The sequence below is a fragment of the Salimicrobium halophilum genome, assembly GCF_900100295.1.
Lineage (GTDB): Bacteria > Bacillota > Bacilli > Bacillales > Halobacillaceae > Salimicrobium > Salimicrobium halophilum.
Map to the genome: position 1 here is coordinate 38152 of NZ_FNEV01000004.1, position 24672 is coordinate 62823.

Annotated in this window: 23 protein-coding genes; 10 read left to right on the forward strand and 13 right to left on the reverse strand. The window is 48.6% G+C overall.

From position 1 onward, the window contains the following. The first annotated feature begins 149 nt into the window (after nt 1-149). The 4 genes from BLQ44_RS07405 to BLQ44_RS07420 all read left to right on the forward strand — a co-directional run bounded on the left by BLQ44_RS07405 (nt 150) and on the right by BLQ44_RS07420 (nt 4175). Nucleotides 150-488, forward strand: coding sequence for a hypothetical protein (locus BLQ44_RS07405; RefSeq protein WP_093193261.1), 339 nt, complete (start codon nt 150-152; stop codon nt 486-488). 161 nt (nt 489-649) lie between these two features. Further along, nucleotides 650-1753: a Fe(3+) ABC transporter substrate-binding protein gene (locus tag BLQ44_RS07410; RefSeq protein WP_093193262.1), complete on the forward strand. Its 1104-nt coding sequence runs from the start codon at nt 650-652 to the stop codon at nt 1751-1753. A 96-nt stretch (nt 1754-1849) separates the two neighbouring features. Continuing rightward, nucleotides 1850-3460 (forward strand): ABC transporter permease, encoded by a 1611-nt coding sequence (locus BLQ44_RS07415; protein WP_093193511.1) that lies wholly within the window; start codon nt 1850-1852, stop codon nt 3458-3460. A gap of 1 nt (nt 3461) precedes the next feature. Beyond that, nucleotides 3462-4175 (forward strand): ABC transporter ATP-binding protein, encoded by a 714-nt coding sequence (locus BLQ44_RS07420; RefSeq protein ID WP_093193263.1) that lies wholly within the window; start codon nt 3462-3464, stop codon nt 4173-4175. Nucleotides 4176-4348: 173 nt separating this feature from the next. On the opposite strand, the gene BLQ44_RS07425 is transcribed toward BLQ44_RS07420, so the two are convergent. From BLQ44_RS07425 to BLQ44_RS07435, 3 genes are read right to left on the reverse strand one after another with little or no spacing between them, the layout of a single operon-like run. Then, on the reverse strand, nt 4349-4858 hold the full coding sequence (locus BLQ44_RS07425; RefSeq protein WP_093193264.1) for an acyl-CoA thioesterase: 510 nt from the start codon (nt 4856-4858) through the stop codon (nt 4349-4351). Nucleotides 4859-4917: 59 nt separating this feature from the next. Then, the gene (locus tag BLQ44_RS07430; protein WP_093193265.1) at nt 4918-6240 is read right to left on the reverse strand and encodes a sensor histidine kinase; all 1323 of its coding nucleotides are present in this window, start codon (nt 6238-6240) and stop codon (nt 4918-4920) included. After that, on the reverse strand, nt 6237-6926 hold the full coding sequence (locus tag BLQ44_RS07435; protein WP_093193266.1) for a response regulator transcription factor: 690 nt from the start codon (nt 6924-6926) through the stop codon (nt 6237-6239). Before BLQ44_RS07435 ends, BLQ44_RS07430 begins: the two co-directional genes overlap by 4 nt. Nucleotides 6927-7062: 136 nt before the next feature. Here BLQ44_RS07435 and BLQ44_RS07440 point away from each other — a divergent pair, with 136 nt between their 5' ends. Together BLQ44_RS07440 and BLQ44_RS07445 are read left to right on the forward strand one after the other, a co-directional pair. Then, nucleotides 7063-8211, forward strand: coding sequence for a S1C family serine protease (locus BLQ44_RS07440; RefSeq protein ID WP_093193267.1), 1149 nt, complete (start codon nt 7063-7065; stop codon nt 8209-8211). Between the two features lie 455 nt (nt 8212-8666). Continuing rightward, the gene (locus BLQ44_RS07445) at nt 8667-8900 is read left to right on the forward strand and encodes a TM2 domain-containing protein (protein WP_093193268.1); all 234 of its coding nucleotides are present in this window, start codon (nt 8667-8669) and stop codon (nt 8898-8900) included. Between the two features lie 53 nt (nt 8901-8953). On the opposite strand, the gene cls is transcribed toward BLQ44_RS07445, so the two are convergent. The 5 genes from cls to BLQ44_RS07470 all read right to left on the reverse strand — a co-directional run bounded on the left by cls (nt 8954) and on the right by BLQ44_RS07470 (nt 14424). After that, on the reverse strand, nt 8954-10405 hold the full coding sequence (cls, locus tag BLQ44_RS07450; RefSeq protein WP_093193269.1) for a cardiolipin synthase: 1452 nt from the start codon (nt 10403-10405) through the stop codon (nt 8954-8956). Nucleotides 10406-10496: 91 nt separating this feature from the next. Further along, complete coding sequence (locus tag BLQ44_RS07455; protein WP_093193270.1) at nt 10497-11033, reverse strand: transcription repressor NadR; 537 nt, start codon at nt 11031-11033, stop codon at nt 10497-10499. Nucleotides 11034-11130: 97 nt separating this feature from the next. Next, entirely contained in the window at nt 11131-12579 is a 1449-nt protein-coding gene (locus BLQ44_RS07460; protein WP_245688127.1) for a glycoside hydrolase family 32 protein, read from the reverse strand. Between the two features lie 94 nt (nt 12580-12673). Continuing rightward, entirely contained in the window at nt 12674-13168 is a 495-nt protein-coding gene (locus tag BLQ44_RS07465) for a PTS sugar transporter subunit IIA (protein ID WP_093193272.1), read from the reverse strand. A gap of 62 nt (nt 13169-13230) precedes the next feature. Further along, nucleotides 13231-14424, reverse strand: a complete 1194-nt coding sequence (locus tag BLQ44_RS07470) for an MFS transporter (protein ID WP_093193273.1) — start codon at nt 14422-14424, stop codon at nt 13231-13233. Between the two features lie 153 nt (nt 14425-14577). On the opposite strand from BLQ44_RS07470, the gene BLQ44_RS07475 reads away from it, so the two are divergent. The 4 genes from BLQ44_RS07475 (at nt 14578) to BLQ44_RS07490 (ending at nt 19307) form a co-directional block, all read left to right on the forward strand. Then, nucleotides 14578-16065 (forward strand): FAD-dependent oxidoreductase, encoded by a 1488-nt coding sequence (locus tag BLQ44_RS07475; RefSeq protein ID WP_093193274.1) that lies wholly within the window; start codon nt 14578-14580, stop codon nt 16063-16065. Between the two features lie 265 nt (nt 16066-16330). After that, on the forward strand, nt 16331-17227 hold the full coding sequence (gene rarD / locus BLQ44_RS07480; RefSeq protein ID WP_093193275.1) for an EamA family transporter RarD: 897 nt from the start codon (nt 16331-16333) through the stop codon (nt 17225-17227). An 87-nt stretch (nt 17228-17314) separates the two neighbouring features. Beyond that, complete coding sequence (locus tag BLQ44_RS07485; RefSeq protein WP_093193276.1) at nt 17315-18172, forward strand: TetR/AcrR family transcriptional regulator; 858 nt, start codon at nt 17315-17317, stop codon at nt 18170-18172. Continuing rightward, nucleotides 18135-19307 carry an S-layer homology domain-containing protein gene (locus BLQ44_RS07490; protein WP_093193277.1) on the forward strand — a complete coding sequence of 391 codons (1173 nt, stop codon included), beginning with the start codon at nt 18135-18137 and terminating at the stop codon, nt 19305-19307. Before BLQ44_RS07485 ends, BLQ44_RS07490 begins: the two co-directional genes overlap by 38 nt. Here BLQ44_RS07490 and BLQ44_RS07495 read toward each other — a convergent pair. The 5 genes from BLQ44_RS07495 to BLQ44_RS07515 form a co-directional block, all read right to left on the reverse strand. Next, on the reverse strand, nt 19298-20446 hold the full coding sequence (locus tag BLQ44_RS07495) for an NAD(P)/FAD-dependent oxidoreductase (protein WP_093193278.1): 1149 nt from the start codon (nt 20444-20446) through the stop codon (nt 19298-19300). The two genes, BLQ44_RS07490 and BLQ44_RS07495, sit on opposite strands and share 10 nt — an antisense overlap. 76 nt (nt 20447-20522) lie before the next feature. Then, on the reverse strand, nt 20523-21209 hold the full coding sequence (locus BLQ44_RS07500; RefSeq protein ID WP_093193279.1) for a YesL family protein: 687 nt from the start codon (nt 21207-21209) through the stop codon (nt 20523-20525). Between the two features lie 382 nt (nt 21210-21591). Continuing rightward, nucleotides 21592-22560 carry a sugar phosphate isomerase/epimerase family protein gene (locus BLQ44_RS07505; RefSeq protein WP_093193280.1) on the reverse strand — a complete coding sequence of 323 codons (969 nt, stop codon included), beginning with the start codon at nt 22558-22560 and terminating at the stop codon, nt 21592-21594. Nucleotides 22561-22571: 11 nt separating this feature from the next. Continuing rightward, nucleotides 22572-23618 (reverse strand): Gfo/Idh/MocA family protein, encoded by a 1047-nt coding sequence (locus BLQ44_RS07510; RefSeq protein ID WP_093193281.1) that lies wholly within the window; start codon nt 23616-23618, stop codon nt 22572-22574. 1 nt (nt 23619) lies between these two features. After that, entirely contained in the window at nt 23620-24651 is a 1032-nt protein-coding gene (locus BLQ44_RS07515) for a Gfo/Idh/MocA family protein (RefSeq protein ID WP_093193282.1), read from the reverse strand. Between the last annotated feature and the right edge of the window lie 21 nt (nt 24652-24672).

Consider the following 24672-nt stretch of genomic DNA (forward strand, 5'->3'; position numbering starts at 1 on the left):
CCCTTTATTTTACAAACAGTTACAATTTTCTTTCCCTTTTCCACTTTATCAATAACCTAAAAAAAATCAAATGTATTTTTCGTTGACTTTTTCTTCTAAGTAAGTACAATGAGTCATTAATATAGAAACAGAAAAGGGAGACCACGTAAATGAAACATTACCTTACGATATTCATCATCGCTTGCGCTCTCACTGCCGCTTTGTTCATCACTTCTGATTACAGTGGCAAAAACCAGGCTTTCCATAGAGATAAAGTAGATACATTAGAAGAAATAGAGAACCAGGAACCGGCGACCGTCAAGCAGGCGACACTTGAAGAAACCGATGACGGCTTCTTCGTCCGGCTCGGGCGCGAAAGCCAAAGCTCCGAATCCGACATGCTTTTACCGATGGATGCCGGACTGCTGGATCAATCGGAAGGTGAAGATTTCATCCAGTCCATTGAGGAACAAGTGGAAGAAGCACGGGCAACAGATTTTTTTTCGTAGGAGAATCACCTTAAGCGCAGGGAATGGGAGCAGTTGCCCCCTTTTCTGCGTTTTTTTATTTTTTTCTGAAAAGATATTGACTCACGGGGGAAATCGTGTAGAATAGATTTTGTCATTGAGAATGATTTTCATTACTAATACATAGAAAGGTGGAACCAACCATGAAAAAATTCATCACCCTAACATTATTTCTAGGATTCTTCCTTCTGCTCGCTGCCTGCGGAAATAGTGCAGATGAAGGATCAGAACAAGAAAATGAGGACACCTCCTCCTCAGAAAACGAAGAGACTTCTGCTTCCGAAGAAGAAAGCGGAGGGGAAATAAACCTGTACACAGGTCGTCACTATGAAACGGACCAGGAACTGTATGATCAATTCACCGAAGAAACAGGAATCGAAGTGAACGTCATCCAAGGGAAAGATGATGAACTTATTGCCCGTCTCGATCGTGAAGGACAAGCTTCTGAAGCGGACCTTCTTATGACAGCGGATGCCGGACGTCTGGATCGTGCCAAATCCCAGGACCTTCTTCAGCCTATTGAAAGTGAAACGGTAGAAGCGAATGTTCCGGAGAAATTCATCGATTCAGATAAGAATTGGGCAGGACTTACGAAACGTGCCCGTATCATCGCGTATCACAAAGAACGGGTGGATCCATCTTCCATCCAGACGTATTCAGATCTTACGAATGAAGAATTTCAGGACAAAGTACTGATCCGTTCTTCTTCCAACATCTATAACCAGTCTCTGCTTGCTTCCATGATCGCTCTTGAAGGCGAAGAGAAAGCGAAAGAATGGGCTCAAGGTATTGTCGATAACATGGCTAGAGAACCGCAGGGCGGGGACCGTGACCAGGCGAAAGCCATTGCTGCCGGTGAAGGCGATGTAGCCGTCATGAACACGTACTATCTCGGCAAAATGCTCCACTCTGAAGACCAGGAAGAAGTCGACGTTGCCAACCAGCTCGGAATCATCTTCCCGAACCAGGACTCTTCTGGCGCTCACGTGAACATCAGTGGCATCGGCCTTACTGATAGCAGCAAAAACACGGAGAACGCTGTGAAGTTCATCGAATTCCTTACAACCGAGGAAGCACAGTCCCAGTTCGCAGAAGCCAACTACGAATACCCGGTCAATCCTGATGTCGAAGCAGCAGAAACGCTTCAGGAATGGGGAGAGTTCAAAGAACAGGATCTTCCTCTCGAGCAACTCGGGGAAAATAATCAGCGCGCCATCGAAATTATGAATGAAGTCGGCTGGAAGTAATACTTGAAATGTCGTATCCTTGACGGGGTACGACATTTTCTGATCTATGGAAAGCGTGGGGTATTGTTGAATGTATCGCTATTTTCATCCAAGTATATAAATATATGGAGCATTCTCACTGTAGGTATCGTCCTTACGGTGATCGCTCCTAATTTCGTTATTTTACTTCAATTTTTCACGGAACCCGCCGATCAGTGGGATCACGTTCGGCAATACCTGTTGCCCGACCTTCTGAAAAACACCGGGCTGTTGCTGTTCTTCACGGGGCTTACTACTATCTTCATAGGAACGAGCCTTGCCTGGCTGGTGACGGCCTATGATTTTCCGGGGACCCGGTTCTTCAAGTGGGGGCTGATTCTTCCCCTTGCGATTCCTCCTTACATCGGAGGCTATACGTATCACGGCATGCTCAACTACACGGGTGTCATTCAGACGACGTTACGGGATACCTTCGAGCTGGATCTCGACCAGAAGTATTTCGACATCCTGAACCTCCCGGGGGCTGTATTCATATTCACGCTGTTCCTGTACCCGTACATTTACACGATGACGCAGACATACCTGGAGACACAATCGGCTTCACTGATTGAGAATGCCCGTCTGCTAGGGAAAAACGGGACAAAGATTTACTTCAGCGTCGTCCTCCCTATCTCACGAGCCGTCATCATCGGCGGTACAAGTCTCGTGCTTCTGGAGGTCCTGAATGACTACGGCGTCGTCCAATACTTCGGTGTCCCTACATTCACGACGGCCATTTTCCAGACGTGGTTCGGGATGAATGACCTGGCATCCGCTATTAAACTTTCAGCTACGGTCATGTTCATCATCGCTGTACTGCTCATAGGGGAAAGAATCCTCCGCGGCAGGAAGCAATACAGTTATACGACTTCCCGCGTACATCCGCTTCAGAAGAAAAAACTGACCGGACGGAAGAAATGGAGCGCCTTCTTTTACTGTCTCGCTATCTTCTCGATCGGCTTCGTGATTCCCGGGCTTCAACTCGTCTCGTGGATGATGTTGACGTATGAAAAGGTAGTGACAGCCGAATTCTGGACGCTGCTCACCAATTCTCTCATCGCTGCCATTTCCGGTGCGGCGATGATCATGATCGGGGCCCTGGTCATTGCAAACTTTACAAGGCTCAATAAGTCGCTTCCGGCCAAAGCACTTTCCAAAATGACGATTTTAGGCTATTCTATACCCGGAGCCGTTATCGCCGTCGGTATCAGTACCGTGTTCATCTATATAGATAATGTACTTGCCGCTTTATATGAACAATTCGACATGGACGGGACACTATTCCTGAGCACAAGCCTGCTGATTCTCATCATAGCCTACGCGATCCGATTCCTGGCGATCGGATTCAATGCCATCGATGCCGAGTTCGATAAGGCGGGAACGAGTTTCCATGAAGCCTCGCGCCTGCTCGGAAAAGGTTCCATTTCGACATTTTTCAAAGTGGATCTTCCGATGGTCAAAGGAGCGGTGATCAGCGGGTTCATTCTTTCCTTCATCGAAATCCTGAAGGAACTTCCGCTGACGCTCATCCTGCGACCTTTCAATTTTGACACTCTGTCCACCAAGGCTTATCAGTATGCGAGCGATGAGCAGATCCAGGAAGCAGCCCTTCCTTCGCTGTTGATCATCACGCTGAGTGCTCTGGCCATTTACTTTTTTTACTATGTTCTGAAAAAGGAGAGAAGCTGATATGTTCGTTTCCGTCGAAAACCTTTGTTTCCGTTACCGTAGTCAAGAAGTCATCCATCAGTTGTGCCTGGAGATCCAAAAAGGGGAAATCCTGTCCATTCTCGGTTCGAGCGGAAGCGGCAAGAGTACGGTCCTTCGTCTATTGAGTGGGCTTGAGACACCGAATGAAGGTTCTATCACTGTAGCCGGGCAGACGGTCGCCGACGATCGACACTTCCTGCCACCGGAAAAAAGAAGCATCGGAATGGTGTTCCAGGATTATGCTCTCTTTCCTCATATGACGATCCGTAAAAATATAGAATTCGGTCTCGGGACATGGCCGAAGAAAGAACGCAAGCCCCGTGCAGAAGAGATGCTTCGCCTCGTCCGGATGGAAGCATATAAAAACAGGTACCCTCACGAATTGAGCGGCGGCCAGCAGCAACGGATCGCACTGGCGAGAGCCCTGGCTCCTAAGCCTGCCCTTCTGTTGCTGGATGAACCGTTCTCGAGTCTCGATGCGGACCTTCAGATCAACATCAGAAATGAACTTCATGACATCATCAAACAGACGGAGACGACGACCGTTTTCGTCACGCACGACCGGGAAGATGCCAAAGCGATCGCAGACCGGATCGTGACGATGCGCGATGGAGCCGCCCACGACTGGGATTCCATCTGTATGACGACGGAGCGTCCCGTGGAGCAGAAAGAAAAAGCCCTCCAGTCCTTGTGATGGATGAATAAAGCAAACAAAAGAAAACACGTCGTTTTCCGCAGGCACGGCTTAAGATCGTGCTGTTCCTGCTGGAGTCGACGTGTTTTCTTTAATAGGTCCTATTCCATTCGAACGTTCAGAATTGCATCATTACAGCTGGTTTTGTTCCAGGTTCATTTCTACCACTCTTTTTACCAAGGGAGTCCTGTTCCATACATTTCTGCGAGTTCCTTCGATTCCTTGCGCCTCTCTTTCCGCTGTTCATGGCGGATCGCCGCACCTTCATGCAGTCTCTTCTCCTGAGCCGATTCCGGGTAAACGGAAGGAATGGGAGCAGGACGATTTTCTTCATCAACTGCAACCATAGAGAGAAACGCTGTCGTACATACCTTTCGTTCTCCGCTCAGAAGATCTTCGGTGATGGCCTTCACGAACACTTCCATCGATGTATTGTGCGTCCATGTCACGAATGCTTCGAGACAAATCGCGTGGCCTTCGAAGACCGGATGAAGAAAGTCCACCGAGTCGATCGAAGCCGTCACTACCGGCTTCCGGCAGTGTCTGACCGCTGCAATCGCAGCAATATCATCAATATAAGCCATCAGTTTTCCGCCGAACAGCGTACCGTGACTATTCGTATCGGGAGGTAAGACGTGAGAATTCTTTACGGTGAAGGAATCCATGCATCGTTTTGCTTCCATGTCGCCTTCTTCCTTTCTATTTGAAACTTCTTCTCTATTATATCACTTTTTCTTCCCATTCACTCGTCGGCAGGAATTGTGATTTCAAAGACAGCGCCGCTTCCTTCCTGATTATAAGCGGATATGCTTCCTCCACTCTTTTCAACGATAGCCCGGGAAATAGCAAGACCAAGCCCTGTCTCTCCGTTTTTCCCTTTTTGGAAGCGCTCGAACAGATGAGGCATAACGTCTTCATCGATCCCATCCCCGTCATCAGCAATACGAATGAGAAATTCCCCGTTCTTCACTACGGTTATACTCAGATTCGAAGAGGCGTGCCGTAATCCATTACGACCTATGTTCATCAGCGCTTGAAGAAAACGCTCCGGATCGGCCTGGATGTAACCATCGTTTTTCACATCCACGTTCACCTCGATCCCTTCTTCTTCAGCAAGAGGTAAAAGCCTGTCAGCCGCACGACCGGTCCATTCACTCACTTTCAGACGCTCCGGATGATAGATATCTTCGTTGCTGTCCAGCTTGGCAAGCAGGATCATTTCATTGACGATTTTTTTTAGACGATCGATTTCTTCGACCATCACCGTCAGTCCACGATCTCTCTTCTCCCCTTCGAACACCCCGTCTTTGATCCCTTCTGCGTACCCCTGGATGGACATAAGAGGTGTCTTCAGTTCATGCGAGGCATTCTGGAAAAACTGCTGCTGGGAGCGGATGTACCGTTCGAGCTCCCCGGCCATCTGTCTTACGCTCTGCTCCACTTCCTTGATCTCACCCGTAGCACGGACCGGCTGCACATCACGGAATTGACGCTTCTCGATTTTTTCCACTTCTTTCTTCAGCCGCTCAAGCGGTGTCACCAGTTTTCTTGTGAAAAGATAGCTGATGGCGGCTGCAAGGAGAAGCCCCAGGATGAAAATAAGCACCATCCGCCAGACAAAGTTCATCTGCACCCCGGCGAGATCCCCGAGTGGCGTCGCCATGACAAGCACCTGATCTCCTCTCAATTCCTGATCGGTGATTACGTACTGACCATAACCGCTATCCCAAATGTCACTCCCGGCAAGTTCTTCTTCATAACGCTTCACCCAATCTACAGCTGCTCCCCGGGGCAACGTATAAAACAACAATTCTTCACTGGACTTGTCGAAAAGGAGAAGAGGATAGTTCTGGTCCTGGATGAGGTTTGAGACTTCCGGCGATTGAAGAAGCCTGTCCGGATCATTCAGTATATCCACGAGCAACTCGGCACGCATCTCAAGCTGGCGTTTTTCATCCATAACAAACAGATCCATGATCAACGAGTACAAAACGATTGCCGTCACGGTCATGACTACCAGAATCAGACCTGTAAATGCTGCGTTCAGCTGATGCAGCAGTTTCATGCGTCGCCGGCCCGAAGTCGGTAGCCGTACCCCCAGACCGTTTCAAGATCGAGATCCGGGAATTTTTTACGGAGACGCTTCATCAAATCATCCACAGCCCGGTCACTTCCGAAGTAATCATCTCCCCATACGGAGGTCAGAAGCACTTCCCGGGAGAAGGCGCGGTTCTCATGCTCCGCCAATACCCTCAGCATCTCGAATTCCTTCTGCGTCGTCTCCACTTCTTCTCCTTCATAGAAGGCAAGGCGCTCGGTCACGTTCAATTCAAGGGCGCCCGAAGTGACGATCTCATCTTCGTCCCCCGTCTCCGGTTTCATCTGCTTCCAACGTTTCACATGCCGCTTCACGCGCGCGACCAGCTCTCGAGGACTAAACGGTTTCGTCAGATAATCATCTCCTCCAAGTTCAAGGCCGAGTATTTTATCCACTTCTTCATCCTTCGCGGAAATGATGATGATCGGAACTTCCGAATGCTCCCGGATTTTTTTACAGAATTCATAGCCGTCCATCCCCGGCAGCATGATATCAAGGACCCATAAATCCGGTTTCGAGGATTCATGGAAGATGTCCCAGGCCGCTTCCGCATTATCGACAGCCTGCACCTCATATCCTTCTTTCTCCAAGTAACTTTCTACAATATCACGGATGTTCGCATCATCTTCTACCAACCCGATATAAGCATCCATCAAAGTACCTCCTGTATTTACACATTTTTGCCGTAAATGGTCCAAACGTTTCCCATACGTATTTTTTATAATAAGCATTGTAAGGTTATCAGACCGATGTACACACATTGTAACAGAAAGGAGTCACGATCGAACGATGAAACTCTTTAAACGAAACGTCAATGATACAGGAAACAGCAAACGAAACGGGTTCGCATTCAGCGTATTCGGAGCAATCGTAGCCGTCTTTATCGTTACTGCCATATTTCAATCCCAGGGAATCAAAATCAATATAGAAACGAATCCTGAAACAGCTCAGGCAAACCCTCTGACCGTCGAAAACACAGAAAAGAATACGACGGACGCTATACAGGCAGCCCAGGAAACAGTCGTCGGTGTCAGTTCCATCAAGGAAACGCCGCGTGGTAGTCAAAATGCCGGTACAGGATCCGGGGTCATCTACAAGAAAGACGGAAATCAGGCATATGTCGTGACGAACCATCACGTCATAGAAAATGCTTCCGAGCTCGAAGTCACCATGAGTGACGGAACGAAAGTAGATGCAGAATTGCAGGGAAGTGACCCTCTTACGGATCTGGCCGTTTTACAAATAGATGCAGAAAACGTCGGGAAAGTTGCCGATTTTGCGAACAGTGACAATGTAGAGGTTGGCCAGACTGCTATTGCAATCGGTAACCCACTCGGCATGGATTTTGCAGGATCTGTAACGAAGGGTATCGTCAGCGGATTGGATCGTAACGTTCCTGTCGATCTCAACGGAGACAGCAAGCCTGACTGGCAGACGACAGTCATGCAGACCGATGCAGCCATCAACCCTGGAAACAGCGGGGGAGCGCTCATCAACAAGAACGGTAAAATCATCGGTATCAACTCGATGAAAATCGCAAAAGCGGAAGTAGAAGGCATCGGATTCGCCATTCCGGCAGAAACCGTGACATCCATCACCGCAGAACTTGAGTCCAAAGGAGAAGTCGAACGTCCTTATATCGGCGTATCCCTTTATGACTTATCTCAACTACCGGCACGCGCTGTTCAGGAATTGAATATCCCTGAAAACGTAGAAGGCGGCGTCATTGTCGGAGAAACAGCCCAGAACACTCCTGCCGCTGAAGCAGGACTGAAGCAGAATGATGTGATTACAAAAATTGACGGAGAACAAATCAACTCGACCCTTGATTTGAGACAGTATCTCTATGAAGACGCAAAAGCCGGGGACGAAGCTACACTGACCGTCTTCAGAAATGGCGAGCAGCAGGAAGTTACCCTGACACTTTCAGAACAATAAAGAAATGCGGAGACACCCCGCGTGGAGGCGGAATTCCCTCCACGAACACCGGTCCTTAAAAGGCCGGTGCCGCGGCTCCTCTGCCGCTCCCTATTCCCCAATAGGAAAAGAGACGACGGAAAGATAAAAGAATTTCCTGAAAGACCCGCAGCACTCACTGCGGCAGATCCAAACCTTTAACCTCTCTTTGCAAGCGGAGCACCTTGATGGGTGTTCCGCTTGTTTTTTTATAGAGAAATCAGGGAAAACGAAGGTATGCGACATTATTGAATGGATGAAGGAAGAAACTGTACCATAAAATAAGCTATGCCTTATTCTTCTGTGGGAAATAGCACGAATTCGTCGCATACCAAATCTTATAAGACATTTTCACACGAAAGCGGTGAAAAAAATGTCCTATACCTCATGAAAGTCTTTGCACTACTACTCACTTACTGATAGAAAGGAGCTTTCCCATGCATCAAAGAAACATGATTCTTGCTTACGTTCTATGGTTCTTCCTTGGCCAATTGGGTATCCATAGATTCTACACCGGAAGGACCGGATCCGGAATTGCACAGCTGGTCCTCGGCGTATTCGGATGGGCGACATCCGGCATCCTGATCGGATGGTTCCCGCTGGCCCTCTTATGGATCTGGCTCTTCATCGACATCTTCCTCATCCCTGGCATGTGCAAAAATCCAAAATAAACGTAAAAACGTGTCCTCTCCACTTTCACAGGGAGAAGACACGTTTTTTGTGTTCAAAGAATAGGGGACAAAAGCCTCGCCACCGCCTCTTTGAATCGGATCCACAGCGAACGATCCTGATACATTTTGTACGTGAGCTCTGTAGACAGGACGCTATCCTCGAGGAACCGCTCGGTCAAGGTCTCTCCTAATCCAGGGTCATACAGGAAGGCATTCACTTCAAAATTGAGACGGAAACTTCGCACATCGATATTCGCCGTCCCGACGGAAGAGATCAGACCGTCTGCGACAATCGTTTTGGCATGAAGAAAACCGTTCTGATAGATGTACACCTTCGCACCCGCGAAAAGCAGATCCCCGACATTCGAATAAGTCGCCCAGTACACGAAAGGATGATCCGGTTTATTCGGTATCATCACGCGCACATCCACTCCGGACAGAGCAGCGATCCGTACAGCGTCGAGCAGACTGTCATCCGGGATGAAATAAGGGGTCTGGATATAAACATAGTCCTTGGCTGAAAGGATCGTTTTTATATATCCGTGCTTAATCTGTTCCCACTCGGAATCCGGACCGCTTGAAACAATCTGCACGCCGGAGTCCCCGGGTTCTTCATCACCGAAGGGTGGATAAAGGCTTTCATCATACAAAATATCCCGCTTCGATGCTTGATTCCAGTCCAGGATGAATCTCGTCTGCATGTTGTGGACGGCACTGCCGACGACGCGCAAATGAGTGTCGCGCCAATACCCGAACCTCGCGCTTTTTCCTAAATATTCATCGCCTATGTTAAACCCGCCGATATAGCCGACTTTCCCGTCGATGATGGCAAGCTTCCGGTGGTTCCGGTAATTGATTTTCATGTTGAGCTTCGGAATCAGTGGAGGGAAGAAGGACTCCACTTTCACTCCCGCCCGTTTCATCTCTTTGATATACGAACGGCTCAACACCCTCGATCCCATATCATCATACAGGAACTTCACCGTTACGCCTTCTTTCGCTTTCCTTTTCAAAACCTCAGCCAGTCGATTGCCCAACTGATCATGACGCACTATGTAATAAAGAAGATGGATATGATTTTCCGCATTTTCGATATCCTGGATCAATGCGTGGAATTTCTTCTCCCCATCCGTAAAGAGTTCCAATTGATTATCCTGGGTAAGCACCGCATCATTATTCTTCAAATGCATGTAAATCAAATCTTCATAGGGCTCGAGCTGCTTATACTTCAGTTCAAGTTCCCCGTTTTCAATGGATCTCAGTTGATCCTGCACAGCTGCAAGAAGCCCGAGGCGTGCCTTTTTGTCCCAGGTGAATATTTCTTTATTGCTTAACCGACGCCCGAAAACGAGATACAAAATAAAGCCCGCTACCGGTACGAATAGCAGGACCATCAGCCAGGCCCACGTTGCGCTGGCATCTCTTCTTTCCAGGAAAATGATCGTGAATCCAAGCAGAACGTTCAATATGATGATGATCGTTACAAAATAAGGAATGAATTCCACGTCCGCCACTTCCTCTTTTTATGAGTCTTTCTTACCTACTATAGCACACGGATTTTTAAAAAGACAAAGAAGCAGAGCCGCTCCTCTGCTTCTACTTCATGAGAATGCCTTTCTCTTCCAATTCGCGGACAGCTTCGTGCAGGGCGTCCTCGCGGTCTGCAGCGATCTCATGGGTGTGCACCCCATCTGTCAATTCCAGAAGATAAGAGGCGTTCGAAGCATTCACCTGTTCCATGAAACGTTCCACGTCACGACGATTCCCCAAATGAAGCTCAGCTTTCAGATCGCCGTAGACCGGGTGTTCAATGACGACGTTCTGGACATATACCCCGTGGTCGACGAGAATCTCAAGTTCATCCTTCGTTTCCAGGCGATTATGGCAGCACACAATCGTCTTTCTGTAAGGAAAACCTTTCTTTTCTTCTCTCATATACAGGTATCCCTGGCTGGTGGCGATAATCGGCTCTCCGCCCGCCTTCAAAAGTGAAACATCCGCTACAATCACCTGTCTCGTCACGCTCATTTCTTCTGCCAGGGATTTTCCCGTAATAGGAGCAGAGGAATCTTTCAATTTTCGTAAAATTTCTCCCCGACGCTCCGAGGACTTGAGCTTCTTTTCCTGGGTCATCTATCGGCACCTCTTTTTCTTATCATTTGTTCCTATTTTACCATATTTTACGCATAGAACGGTTGCAAATTAACAAGGAAGACGGCCCAAGCGTACATTACAACTTCGAATCTATCTCTATCGGAGCAAGCTCCCATTTCTTCACATGAAACGTTGACGTACCAAGGGATGTGAAGGCCAGGTCAGTGAGTGCCGCATCTGCAAAAATCCTTGATGTAAATACCTCTTCCCCTTCGTTCACAAACACTTCAAAGGAGGAGTAATCGAAGAACATACGCAGGGACTTAAGCGGCTTATCGAGCTGGACATGCCGGAACTGTGTCTTCTCCGCATCTTCCGGATGAGGACGCGACAACGTTAACAGGTTCCTCGATTTCTTATAGGAGAGAGAAGCTTCATGATAAAGCTCGATTGCCCACATATCACCGATTTCTTCAAAGTCGATAGCCACTTCCATCACACGACCACCTACATCCTCCACTTCCCGCTGATCGTTTTCGATTGTCTCGGTCCGCTCCACAGGAATTTCGGAGGTTCTCCACGCCTTCGTTTCCATTATAGGCGTCTGAACGATCCTCTCCCCATTCCACGTCAATTCTCTCGGAATCGTCCAGCTGTGGATCCATTGATTGGCAACGGTAGGATGTGCCTCTTCGTATTGGTCCGGTACTCCCATCCAGCCGATCATGATGCGACGCCCATCCGCCTCGAACGTCTGCGGTGCATAAAATTCGAAGCCGTGGTCGAGTTCATGGAAATCTCCTCGCTCCCATCGATCCCCTTTCGTTCTTCCGATAACGTACCCCGACTGATAGACGTTATGAAAATGGATGTCGTCCGGTTCTATCCCCTGCGGGCTGAAAAGCAGAATGTCCAGACCATCCAGCCTGAAGAAGTCCGGGCATTCCCACATATATCCTTCCTCATCCCCCGCTTCCGCCAGACGCTTCATGTACGTCCATTGCTGAAGATCTTCTGAAGTATAAAGAAGAACAGCTCCGCGCCTATCTTCCGTCTGCGCACCGACGACCATGTACCATGTATCGCCCTCTTTCCAGACTTTCGGATCACGGAAATGGGGAGTGATCCCTTCAGGTTTCTCGATCAGCACCCCCTGCTTCCGGAAAGAGTTCCCATCTTCTGAAACGGCAGCTGTCTGATATTCTTCAAGGATGTCTCCGTTTTCTTCTGTGTTACCGGTATAAAAGAGATATAGCTTTCCATCCTCTTCAACAGCACTTCCTGAGAAACAGCCGTCTTTGTCGTACCACTCTGTCGGGACAAGAGCCGGTTCTTCGAGCGTATAGTTGACGAAATCTTTCGTATGGTAGTGGCCCCATACCTTTGTTCCATGCCCAGGCTGAAACGGACTCCATTGGAAGAATAGATGATAATCCTCTCCCCATTTGATCAGACCGTTCGGATCGTTGATCAGGCCGACAGGTGCCATCAGATGATAGGCCTGACGGTGGGGGTCATTCTCCACGGTTTCCTTTTGCTTATGTACTTCATCTCTGATCGCTTTCCTAAGTTCCTGTTCCTCCATAGCTATCCACTCCTTTTCCTGACTTATCCCGTGTCTATCTTTTCAAAAAAAGCCCGGAAATCGTTCTCCCGGGCTTCCTGAACATCATTCACTTTTATTTGACAGTTACAGATGCGATTGCCGTCTCTCCGGCTGTCGCCTGATCTGTGTAATGCGCTTCAAAGGAATCCACGACGTCATCATAGTTCGTAATGATAACAGGTGTGATAACCGCTTTCGCTTTCTCGGCTACGAGATCTTTGTCAAAAGTAACCAAGGTATCTCCCGTTTTCACTTTGTCACCTTGCTTCACGTGACCTTCGAATCCTTCCCCTTCCATCGCTACTGTTTCGAGACCGATGTGGACAAGAACTTCAAGGCCATTGCTGGTCTTAATTCCAACAGCATGGTTCGTAGGGAAAATCTGTACGATTTCTCCATCGACCGGGCTTACCACTTTTCCTTCTGCAGGTTCAATCGCCACTCCGTCACCCATCATACGTTGACTGAATACAGGGTCCGGTACCTCATCGAGTTCTACAACCTTCCCCGTAAGTGGAGCTGTGATAGATACATTCTTATCTTCTTTACCAAACAATTTTTTGAACATACAGTCGCTCATCCTTTCTTTTCTGTTGTCATCTTTTTTCTATGTTCCCCTATCGAAACGGTTTAAACCTTACTATATCTGTAATCCCTTTTATACTTCCCGCGCTCATAGCGTCCATGGAGCAGCATGTAGATTCCGACAATCAGAAGTATAAATACGGAACTGTTCATATAAAGACTTCCGAATCCCATGCTCTCCGCAATGATTCCCACAACGAACGAACCAAGACCGATGCCGATATCGAAAATCGTGAAGAAGGTGGCAGTCGCCGCACCTGCCCGCTTCGGAACTTTTTGAAGAGCGATCGTCTGCATACTCGGCACGATCGTTCCATAGCCAAGACCGATGAGACCACCGGCTGCGAGAAGTACAAATGCCGTCTCGGCTGTACCGAGAAGAAACATCCCGAGACTGAACAGGACAATCGCCGGAATGACGATGACATTCTCCCCGTAACGGTCGAACCACCTTCCAGTGAAAGGCCGGGATAATAAAAGGACTACAGCATAAACGACGAAAAAGTAGCTGGCCGCTTCCTCTAATCCTACATTTTTCGCGTGTACCGAAACAAAAGATAACACACTTGAATACGCTAAAGCAATAAATGCTCCGGTGAAAGCGATAGGCAGTACCGCCTTCTCAAGTAGCCCATTCACATTCGGCATGAGACTTCCTTCCTTCTTTCCATTCAGGGTGTTTGGAATACGGATCACAATCCCTGACAAAAAAGCGAGACCGGCAAAGAACGCACATATGGCGAAGAGCACCTGGTAGGAAAAGGACTGGGTAATCGTCAGACCAAGAAACGGACCGGCGACCATAGCCAGGTTCATCGACATGGCGAAGTATCCCATGCCCTCCCCTTTCCTCTCATCCGGGACGACATCAGCTGCAAGAGCCCCCATGACAGTCGTTCCCATCCCGAATCCGATACCCTGGAGAAACCGGATAGCGAGCAGCCAGCCGAACGACTCCACAAAGAAGTAGAGACCGCTGCTTATGAAAAAAATGGCGAGAGCCGTCACCACCATCGGCAAACGCCCGATGGCATCGACCCAATGACCGGACAAAGGCCGGATGATAATAGCTGACAACAGGAAGATCGTCACCACAAGCCCTGCATCACTCTCACGGACCTGCAATTCATCAATAGCGAAAAGAGGCATCGTCACAAACAGAATATAGAACACAAGAAATATGAAAAAGTTACTTACGCATACGTTAAGGAAACTTTTCGTCCATAGCGGCTGTTTCATTATTTTCCTTCTTTCTTTACTGCTATGTAAAATCCGTCAAGCACGGAAAATATTATATCAATCCTTACTGAAACCTGTCTATTTCCCTGCATGTATCTTCCCTGATTAGCCAACCCTAAAAGCGAGATCAAAGAATGAAAAGGTGAGGATACTATGAAATCATTGTGGCAAAAAATCGACACCCCTGCTTTTCCGGAATTGAAGAAAGACGAGAAAGCGGAAGTCGTCATTGCAGGCGGTGGGATCACCGGTCTATTGACTGCTTATCATTTGAACAAGCAGGGGAAACAGGTCGTTCTTGTAGAAGCGGACCGGCTGGCTTCAGGTACTACCGGCCATACGACTGCGAAAATCACCGCCCAGCACGGAGACAGGTACCAGAGTCTTCTCCATCATTCCGGGAATGACGTGGCCAGGCTCTATTACGATGCTCAAGTGGACGGGATACGCGAAATCCAGGCCATCATCCATGAAGAACAGATTTCCTGTGAGTGGGAAGTGACGGAGGCACACTTATTTGCGGAAACGGAAAAGGGTAAGGAGAAATTGCGCCTGGAGCAGCGAGCGTACAAACAGCTCGATATTCCTTTTTCTTCGGGTGAAAACACGCTGACAATGCCGAATCAGGCCCAGTTCCACCCTTTGCTCTTCCTTAAAGAGATTGCTTCTCTTCTGACAGAGCGGGGAGTGATCATTTATGAAAATACTCCTGTGACGAAAGTAAAAGAAGATGAATTGGAAACCGGGGCGGGACATACCATCCGCTTCGATCACTTCGTATCCGCGACCCACTTCCCTATTTTCGATCCATTCCGTCTTCTCGCTGCACGCACCCGTCCGGAACGATCCTATGTGGTAGCTGTCAAACCGCAGTCCGATTTTCCCGAGGGATACTACCTCTCGCTTGATGACACGGTACGTTCCATACGAACCTCCGGCGATCATTTGATTATCGCCGGGGAAAATCATCGTCCGGGCGAAGGAAAAGACCCTTCTTTTCACTATGATGCCCTGATCGCTTACGCAAAAGAGAACTATGGAGCAGAAGAAGTGACAGCCATGTGGTCCGCTCATGACCATTTGACTTCGGATAACCTGCCGTTCATAGGACAAATGCGCAACAATTGTTATGTAGCGACCGGTTTCGGCAAATGGGGGATGACCAACAGTGTGGTCGCCGCCAAAGTGATCACGAATAAAATTCTCGGTGAGAAGGACGAGTATGCGCACATATTCAGGCCGAGTCGTTTCGCCATCAGCAAAGACTTCTTCAAAAACGCTACCAATGTGGCCACTCATTTCATAGAAGGGAAAGTCGAACTCGTCGACAAACGTGCGGAACGTCTCGAGAATGACGAAGGATCAGTCGTACAATGGCGCGGACAGCGGATTGGAGCTTATAAAGACGAAGAAGGAAGCCTCCACCTCGTCGATACGACTTGCACGCATATGGGTTGTGAAGTGGAATGGAACAGCGCGGAGAAAACATGGGACTGCCCGTGCCACGGCTCCCGCTTCACTATCGACGGTGAAATCGTCGAAGGGCCAGCCCAGGAAAATCTCCCTCTCATAGCTGAGGAAGAAATGGCTTTCTTCATCGAACACGAAATCGATAAAAATGAGCAGCCACCAAAGCAATAATCTTCCATTGACTGAACTGGTCAAGTAAAATATAGAGAAAAGCGGAAAAGCCCCGCTTAGAAACCTCAGTGATAAGTAGAACTGTTAGACAAAAGTGCTCTTTCTTTTTTCTGATCAGGGCTACTTAAGACACGGGCTTCTGGATGTCGTAGCTGGACAAGAAAAGCGGAAGCATCCGCAACAGGCAATCAGACGACTATTAATTCCGAAACGATGTGTATGGGGAGATTCACACACGTACAGATATATAAAGGAAGTGAGAAAAGTGGAAGAGGAGAAAAAAGGGATATTAGTGACCATAAGCGCTTATATGCTGTGGGGCATCCTTCCGATATACTGGAAGACTCTGGACCATATCCCCGCATTTGAAGTTCTCGCCCACCGCATTGTGTGGGCGCTTGTATTTATGGGAATCATCATCCTGTTACTAAGGAAGCAGAAAGACTTTTTATCGAGCGTCAAAGACTTAGGAAAAGACAAGAAAGCTCTAATCGGCATCACTCTCGCAGCCTTCGCCATCAGCGCCAACTGGTTCCTGTTCATCTGGGCGGTCAATAGCGGTCACGTCATCCAGGCCAGTCTCGGGTATTACATCAACCCGCTGATCAGCATTATGCTCGGAATGTTGGTAATGAAAGAGACGTTCACGAAGCCGCAGTGGTTTTCCTTTCTCCTGGCAGGCATCGGTGTCGCTTATATGACGATAAACGTAGGGGCTTTCCCCTGGGTCTCCATCGCTTTGGCATCAAGTTTCGCCATCTACGGACTTCTCAAGAAACTTGCAGCCATCCCGGCTATTTTCGGTCTTACGGTGGAAACGATGATCGTCACGCCGCTTGCTCTTATTTACCTGATCCCTGCCGCCGGACCGCTCGGAGAAGTAAGCTGGATGTCTATGAACTCTCTACTCGTCTTCAGTACAGGCGCCGTGACGGCGATTCCGCTTTTATTGTTCACAAGCGGAACGAAGCGGATCCCTTTATCGATGGTGGGATTCCTTCAATACATAGCACCGACCCTTATGCTGCTGATCGGGGTATTTCTTTATCAGGAACCGTTCACCCATGTTCACCTCATCGCCTTTTCTTTCATTTGGGCCGGACTCTTCCTATATACAAGCGATCGTTTCAAAAGAGTGAGACAGTACCGTAAGGCTTCTTGACAGGTAGAAAAAATACGTGCGGGCAGACCGGTGGCATCCAAACCCGTGTTATAATGAAAGCATCAGCGATCCCAAGGAGATTTTACTATGGACGAAAAATCTATATCTATTATGCAATCAGCGATCAAGCTATTCGCGAAGAAAGGATTCAGCGCCACGTCGGTGCAGGAAATAGCGAAGAATGCTGGTATCTCCAAAGGTGCCTTCTACCTTCACTTTTCCTCGAAAGATGAGCTGCTTTTCGCCTTGTTCGACTATTATTACAACCAGATGAAAGCGAAAATCGAGGAATGTGCGGAAGATGAAGAAGATCCGCGCCGTATGTTCGTCGACCAGCTCACTGTCATGTTTGAAGAAATCGCCTCCCACCGTGAATTCATTATCATGCAGATCCGTGAGCAGACGATCCCTTTCAACGAAGATATCGAGACATTCACGAAACGCATGCGTTATGAATCCTACTACTTTTACCAGAACCACATCCTATCTATCTACGGAGATAAAGCGGAGTCGATCTCTTTCGAAGTGAGCATCCTGATCGAAGGTATGTACAAAGCATTCCTCGAACTGATTCTCGTAGAAGGGGCTCACGTGGAGTATCGAACGCTTGCAGAAGCGCTTTTGAAACGAATCGATTACATCGTCGAGGGGTTCATGACCCACGAAGATGCTCCTGTCCTGACGAAGTCATTCATGTCCGGAATTATTCCGGAAGAATTCCTCACCGACGAGAAGCCATCTCTGCCTGAGCTCATCGAAGAATCGAAGAAAACGGCTTCCGGGGAAGAAGCAGAAACGCTCACCATTTTACAGGAAGAAATGGAGGCATCCTCACCACGAACGGCTATTATCAAAGGGATGCTCGCCATTCTCAGAGACAATCCGACCTATGAGGAGGTAGTGACCCGTGTCGAAGAAGCTTATCTCATTTCTCGTAATGATTAGCGTATGTCTGCTTGCACCTTCAGCTATACAGGCGCAGACGTACACTGACGTATCTCCTTCCTATTGGGGATATGACGAAATCGAATATATTACAGACAAAGGAGCCATCCACGGATATACAGATGGTACATACAGAGCTGGCAATACCGTAACCCGAGAACAGGCTTTCGTGATTATACAGAGAGCCTTTCAACTGGAAACAGCGAACCGACCAGCTCCTTCCTTCCAGGACATCTCCCCCAATCACTGGACGTATCCTGCTATCGCAGCTATCGTCGATGAGGGATGGTACCCGGATGGAGCTACTCTCGTACCAAAGGAAGGCTTGACCCGAAAAGAAATGGCTCATATCATTTCGAACGCTTTTGACCTAGAAGCATCCGGACAGGAACAGCTATTCATCGATGTACCAGGAAATCATCCTTATTTTGAAGGGGTGCAGGCTCTCGCTGCGAACAGAATCAGCCAGGGCTTCGGTAACGCAGAATTCAAACCTGACAAAACTCTCACGCGAGCGGAATTCGCCGCTTTCGTCGCACGTGCCATGGAGGAGTCCTTCCGTTCAGAAACAATAGCTGCCCCTCCAAAACAGAAAATCGTCGTGGAAGAGACATCCGGATACGGTGCAACGCTGAAAGTTTACGAAAAAGTGAACGGTACCTATGAACAAGTCTTTGAAACAATGAATGCCGTGCTCGGAAAAGATGGAGCGGGTCAGACGTGGGAAGGCGATCCGAAAACTCCTGTCGGCACCTACTCCCTCGGAACCGGATTCGGCTGGGGAGACAAACCCGCCGGTATGACTTATCCATACCGGGGGGTCGATGATAATGATTACTGGATCGATGATTCTTCCTCGGCGAACTATAACCAGTGGGTAGAATACGGTGGCAATCCCTATGCCCGCTGGAACTCTTTCGAACGCCTCAACATCGACTTATACAAACATGCCGTAGCCATCAACTACAATAAAAATCCTACGGTTCCGGGGGCCGGGAGTGCTATCTTCCTCCATGTATGGCGAGGGGCTGGGAGCCCGACCCTCGGATGTATCGCCGTCTCAGAACCGAATATAGAAAAGATCATGAACTGGCTCGATGAAGACAAGCATCCATTCATCGAGATTCACCCCTGAGGGAACATTTCCGTCAGCACAGGAACTTGGTTTTTGACGAGCAGCGGGTTGGAAGCCCATTTTCTGAAGGCTTCCAACTCTTCGTCTCTCCAGCCCCTTAACGTCCTGATATAATCAAGCGTCATATCATACGAAGGTTTCAACGCTTCGTCCCTTTCTTTATGGAAGCCTTCCATTTCTTCGTCGAAGGATGCTCCTTCCTCTATTCTCTGAATGACTTCAGCCAGAAGGAGAGACTGCCAGATCGCATCGTTCATACCTAGTCCGGTGCTCGGATCTTTCGAATGAGCCGCATCTCCGATAAGCGCCCAACCGTCACCGTAAGGTTCCCGGAAGAAGTTAGGAACTCCGGGTGTCCCGACAACTTTTCCGATAAGCGTCGCTCCCTTCAACCTTTCATCCATTCCGTACAGCCGTCTGAAGACTTCTTCAAATTCCTCTTGTGGGTTCTTCGCGAATTTCTTGAACTCACTCGAATGGATTTCAAGCCCGAGACAGTCCACTCCTTCCTGCATCGGAAAGACGAATCCGATCCGTCCTTCATCGAGAAATATCTCTACCGTCGGGTCAGGCAAAGCCGTCATGCCCTCATAATAGCCGTAAAAGACAGGACGTTCTGCCGGTTCATAATCATACATCCTGGCTCCCGCTTCCCTGGCTACGGTGGAATTCCTGCCATCCGCTCCTACGACGAGCCCCGCCTGGTAATCTGTAAGGTTCCCTTTCTTATCAACCGTCTCTACACCGGTCACCGTCTTCCCTTCGTACAAAAGCCTGCGAACCTGGGCCCCTTGCCTGAACGTCACGGTTTCGTAGGAAACGGCCTTTTCCATCAGTAACGAATCAAAAACCGCACGTCCTGGAATGACAGTGCTCGTTCCCCGTTCTCCATCGGTGAAATTTCGACCTATGTACGTTCGCATTCTATTGATTTCCCGGAGACCGAGCTGCTCGACGCTCTCACGTACCCCGAGTACGTCCAGGTATTGGATATGGGAAAGCTGATGGGTCGATAGGGTATCACTCGGAAAAGAAGCTTTATCAAGAACGAGTACGTGTTTCCCCATTTGCCCAAGTCTTATCGCAAGGCTCGCTCCCGCCACTCTCGCTCCTACAATGATTACATCGAATTGTGCCATAATATCTACCTCCTTTCTCAAGAATATAACTTTTTATCGTCCATAACAAAAAATCCAGCCCGATGATCGGACTGGATTATTCTTCATCGTCTTTGATAGTGATAATGAACCGATAATAAGCAGAGAAGCTGAGAAAAGCGATAATCGATCCAGTAAACACTGGTATGATGACAGGGAACATGTAGACGCTGATCATCAGGACGAATCCACTTGTAATAGCAATCGCCCCGAAGAGAATAGGGCTGCCAAGCGTAATGAAGAACGACTGCTTCAACAATTTCCTGAGAGGTAACTGTACGTGGACAAGAGTTGCAAAGAAATTCACCGTACACACGTACAGAAGAATTCCAGTGACAAGGAACACGCCCATCACTATCGTATTATTCAAAGAGAAATAGTAGACATCGAGAGCTACGATGACCCAAAAGAAGGTAAAAACAAAGCCTCCAAGCATACTTTGAAGGTAGTTTTCTTTGTAATAAGAAAGGTAGGATTTGTTGTTCACTACGTAATCTTTCCTTACCCACTCCCGTGCTTTTGCGAAGAGAGCGGTCGTTGCCGGAAAGAAGAGGAACGGGGCGAGTACGACGATAGGAACGAGAAGCACCAAAGCTTCTCCGGCGTTCGCTGCGTCAAGAAGACTCAACACGAGGAGCACGAGCGGAAGGTTCATAGCGAACCAAGCAAGGTTCGTCAGTGAAAATTTGGCTATCCATTCGCTGACGGCGTACATGCCGCCCATAAATCCTGATTGTTTCCCCATGTTCGTTCTCTCCTTTTCCAGTTATGTATCTTTCCTATATCTCTCCGTGCGCCATGAAGCAGAGTCTATGCTACAGTTTCCGCTTGGGAATCAAAGTAAAACACCGCAAATAAATTATTATTCGACGTTTTCCGATGAATGAGAAGAAAAAGTGTGGCTTATCGTTATTTATGCGGTGCTTTTTCAATCACTGAGGACAAAATCACCTCATAAGTTCCTCGCGCTGGAGTTTCTAAGCGGGCTGTCTCCGCTTTTCCTTGTCTAGCTACGAAGGCCAGAAACTCGAGCCATAAGCAACTTGGATCAAAGAAAGGAAAGGGCACCTTTCGTTGACCAAGTTGCTTATGACTGAGGTTTCTAAGCGGGCCTTCTCCGCTTTTCCTTATGCCCACCACATGTCGGCAGGTGGTTGTTCGATCAGCACGTTTCTCAAATTATTCACTGCGCGCTGGAAGCCTTCTTCGATCGACATGATCGGGTCTTCGTGTTCAATACTTACGGCGTGATCGTATCCGAATGTGCGCAGGGCACTTATGATGTTCGACCATTCCTGAACACTGTGGCCATATCCGACAGAACGGAAGCTCCAGCCGCGGGTGCGTACTTCCCCGTACGGCTGCATATCTGTCAGTCCGTACATGTTCACGTTTTCCTGATCGATATAGGTATCTTTGGCGTGGAAATGGTGAATGGCATCTTCTCTTCCAAGGATTTTGATGGCTGCTACCGGGTCGATCCCCTGCCACCACAGGTGACTCGGATCAAGGTTAGCGCCTATCCGGGGAGAAGTCGCTTCACGTAGCTTCAACATCGTATACGGCGTATGCACAAGGAATCCGGCATGAAGCTCAAGGCCGATGTCCACTCCGTGCTCTTCAGCCAGCGTCGCCTGCTCTTTCCAGTAAGGAACGAGTTTCTCTTCCCACTGCCACTTCAGAATCGCCGAATATTCCTCCGGCCATGGTGTTACAGGCCAGTTCGGTGTTTTGTCGGTTTCAGATCCTCCCGGAGTTCCGGAGAACGTGTTCACGACCGGCACCCCCATCATTCCGGCCAGCTTCACCGTTTTGACGAAAATATCATGAGACTCTTCCGCAAATGCCTCATCCGGAGAGATCGGATTTCCATGACAGCTGAAAGCACTGATCTCAAGTCCTCTCTTCTCCACCGCTTCCAGGTACGCCCGGCGCTTTTCTTCACTCTCCAGAAGTTCATCTACGTTGCAGTGAGCATTTCCCGGGTATCCACCCGTTCCGATTTCCACTGCTTTCAACCCTGATTCCTTCGCCTTATCCAACATCTCCTCGAAGGAGAGGTCGGAAAACAATACAGTAAATACACCCAGTTTCATTTCCATTCCTCCTATCCATCAAGTCTGACAGCCCGGCCGCTCTGACTACTCTCATACATCGCATCGATGATCGCCGTCACTCTGAGCGCTTCTGCCGGATCCACCACCAGTTCTTCTTCACCGAGACAACTACCGATGAAGTTGCTGAGCTGTTTGACGCCGATTTCCACTTCTTCTTCATCCTTCAGTACAGGGGAAGCGTCCCAAACAGCCCCGTGCTTCGTCTGGTACAGTTCGAACGGAAATACACTCAGACCGCCATCTACCCCGGACAAAGTTACCGTAGTATGATCCTCTTTGATATTGGCCGCCCAGGAACATTCGAACTGCAGCGATAAGCCATTCTCAAATCGTATGTAACTCGTGACGTGATCATCGACTTCGAACGTTTCATGATCGAATGTGCCCCAGTCGTTCACCTGTCCGGGAATTCTACTCAGATCATTGTACGTCTGTGCGCTCACTTCCACCGGTTTCGGATTTCCAAGGAGCCATAGAGACAAATCAAGCAGGTGACAGCCGAAATCAATCAGACTCCCGCCTCCCTGAAGCTCTTTATTCGTGAAAACTCCCCACCCCGGTACTTTTCTGCGACGCATCGCCTGGACTCTCGCAACGAGCGGCTTGCCGACTTCTCCGGCTTCCGTCACCTTCTTGGCCATCCGTCCCTCTTCCATATGGCGGTAGTGATAAGCGATTGCCAGGGTCCGTCCGTTTTTCTCAGAAGCTTCCAGCATCGATGACGCTTCCACAGCGTTCATCGCCATCGGCTTCTCACAGAGGACATGAACTCCTTTATTCAGTGCATGAACGCTCAAATTTTCATGGAATTTATTCGGTGTGCAAATGATGACAGCATCTACAAGACCAAACAACTCGTCCGGTGATTCACAGACTTCCGGGATCGCGAATCTTCCCGCTACTTCTTCTGCGCGTTCTTTGTTCACATCCTGCACAGCGACCAACTCTACTTTATCTTCCAGTGATCGGAGAGCAGGAATATGACGCTGAATAGCAATTCCTCCGGTACCGATCACTCCGATTTTCAACTTACTCATATTATCCCTTCTTCAACGACTGGATTTCACGCGTTTCTCCGGATTGAAGAGCTCCCAGAATAATCTCCAGCGATTTCTTCCCTTCATATCCGTCGATCAGCGGTGTCTGATCATTCAGGACGCTTTCTACAAAATGATCGATGACGCCTGTATTCGTCTGTCCGCCTTCTTCATTGGACTGGATTTTTCCAAGTTTGTAATTCACGACATCTCCATTCGTGAATGTTGCGACAAGAGAATAATCAGGATCATCTTCAAGACGGAGCATCCCTTTTTCACCGTAAATGACTGTAGAGTTGTCTTCCGTCGTGTTGTATGCCCAACTGGCTGTAAGGGTACCGAGAATACCTGACTCCGAGCGAAGCATGCACACAGCATTATCGTCTACGGTAATATTTTCTTTCGCGTTGTTCTCAACGAAACCGGCTACATCGGTAAATTCTTCCCCGAGGATATAGCGGATAAGGTCAGCTTTGTGGACGCCGAGGTCTCCCATTGCGCCGATGAACGCCTCGTCTTTTTTGAAGAACCAGCTATCCGCTCCGTCGGCACTCCAGCCTTCCGGGCCTCCGTGACCGAATGTCGTGCGGAAACTGTATACTTTGCCGATTTCCCCGGATTCAATAATCTCACGGGCTTTTACATGGGATTTCACGAAACGCTGATTATGCGCGATCATCAGCTTCTTCCCACTCTTCTCTGCCGCTTCGATCATACGATCCGCTTCTTCGGAACTCGTAGCCATCGGTTTTTCACATAATACGTGCGCACCTGTTTCAAGTGCTGCGATAGATACAGGAGCATGCAGGTAGTTCGGAAGGCAAACGCTTACGACATCGACCTCTTCTTTGTTCAGAAGATCTTCGTAATCCGTATACGTCTTGGCACCGTAAATCTGTCCGGCAATCGCCGCACGTTCTTCGACGATATCGCAAACGGCCGTGATTTCCGTTTCTTCATTGTTCCGATATTCGATCAGGTGACGGTTCTGGGCAATACTGCCACAACCGATGATTGCTGCTTTCAAAGTCATCGTTTCTCTTCTCCCTTCTTT

Bases quoted from the DNA above. Each gene is read 5' to 3' on its own strand.
- BLQ44_RS07405 (WP_093193261.1), top strand. From the start codon at position 150: ATGAAACATTACCTTACGATATTCATCATCGCTTGCGCTCTCACTGCC.
- BLQ44_RS07440 (WP_093193267.1), top strand. From the start codon at position 7,063: ATGAAACTCTTTAAACGAAACGTCAATGATACAGGAAACAGCAAACGA.
- BLQ44_RS07470 (WP_093193273.1), bottom strand. From the start codon at position 14,424: ATGAAACAGCCGCTATGGACGAAAAGTTTCCTTAACGTATGCGTAAGT.
- BLQ44_RS07435 (WP_093193266.1), bottom strand. From the start codon at position 6,926: ATGGATGCTTATATCGGGTTGGTAGAAGATGATGCGAACATCCGTGAT.
- BLQ44_RS07485 (WP_093193276.1), top strand. From the start codon at position 17,315: ATGGACGAAAAATCTATATCTATTATGCAATCAGCGATCAAGCTATTC.
- BLQ44_RS07505 (WP_093193280.1), bottom strand. From the start codon at position 22,560: ATGAAACTGGGTGTATTTACTGTATTGTTTTCCGACCTCTCCTTCGAG.
- BLQ44_RS07465 (WP_093193272.1), bottom strand. From the start codon at position 13,168: ATGTTCAAAAAATTGTTTGGTAAAGAAGATAAGAATGTATCTATCACA.
- BLQ44_RS07410 (WP_093193262.1), top strand. From the start codon at position 650: ATGAAAAAATTCATCACCCTAACATTATTTCTAGGATTCTTCCTTCTG.
- BLQ44_RS07460 (WP_245688127.1), bottom strand. From the start codon at position 12,579: ATGGAGGAACAGGAACTTAGGAAAGCGATCAGAGATGAAGTACATAAG.
- BLQ44_RS07455 (WP_093193270.1), bottom strand. From the start codon at position 11,033: ATGACCCAGGAAAAGAAGCTCAAGTCCTCGGAGCGTCGGGGAGAAATT.
- BLQ44_RS07475 (WP_093193274.1), top strand. From the start codon at position 14,578: ATGAAATCATTGTGGCAAAAAATCGACACCCCTGCTTTTCCGGAATTG.
- BLQ44_RS07445 (WP_093193268.1), top strand. From the start codon at position 8,667: ATGCATCAAAGAAACATGATTCTTGCTTACGTTCTATGGTTCTTCCTT.
- BLQ44_RS07510 (WP_093193281.1), bottom strand. From the start codon at position 23,618: ATGAGTAAGTTGAAAATCGGAGTGATCGGTACCGGAGGAATTGCTATT.
- BLQ44_RS07420 (WP_093193263.1), top strand. From the start codon at position 3,462: ATGTTCGTTTCCGTCGAAAACCTTTGTTTCCGTTACCGTAGTCAAGAA.
- BLQ44_RS07425 (WP_093193264.1), bottom strand. From the start codon at position 4,858: ATGGAAGCAAAACGATGCATGGATTCCTTCACCGTAAAGAATTCTCAC.
- BLQ44_RS07500 (WP_093193279.1), bottom strand. From the start codon at position 21,209: ATGGGGAAACAATCAGGATTTATGGGCGGCATGTACGCCGTCAGCGAA.
- BLQ44_RS07515 (WP_093193282.1), bottom strand. From the start codon at position 24,651: ATGACTTTGAAAGCAGCAATCATCGGTTGTGGCAGTATTGCCCAGAAC.
- BLQ44_RS07430 (WP_093193265.1), bottom strand. From the start codon at position 6,240: ATGAAACTGCTGCATCAGCTGAACGCAGCATTTACAGGTCTGATTCTG.
- BLQ44_RS07495 (WP_093193278.1), bottom strand. From the start codon at position 20,446: ATGGCACAATTCGATGTAATCATTGTAGGAGCGAGAGTGGCGGGAGCG.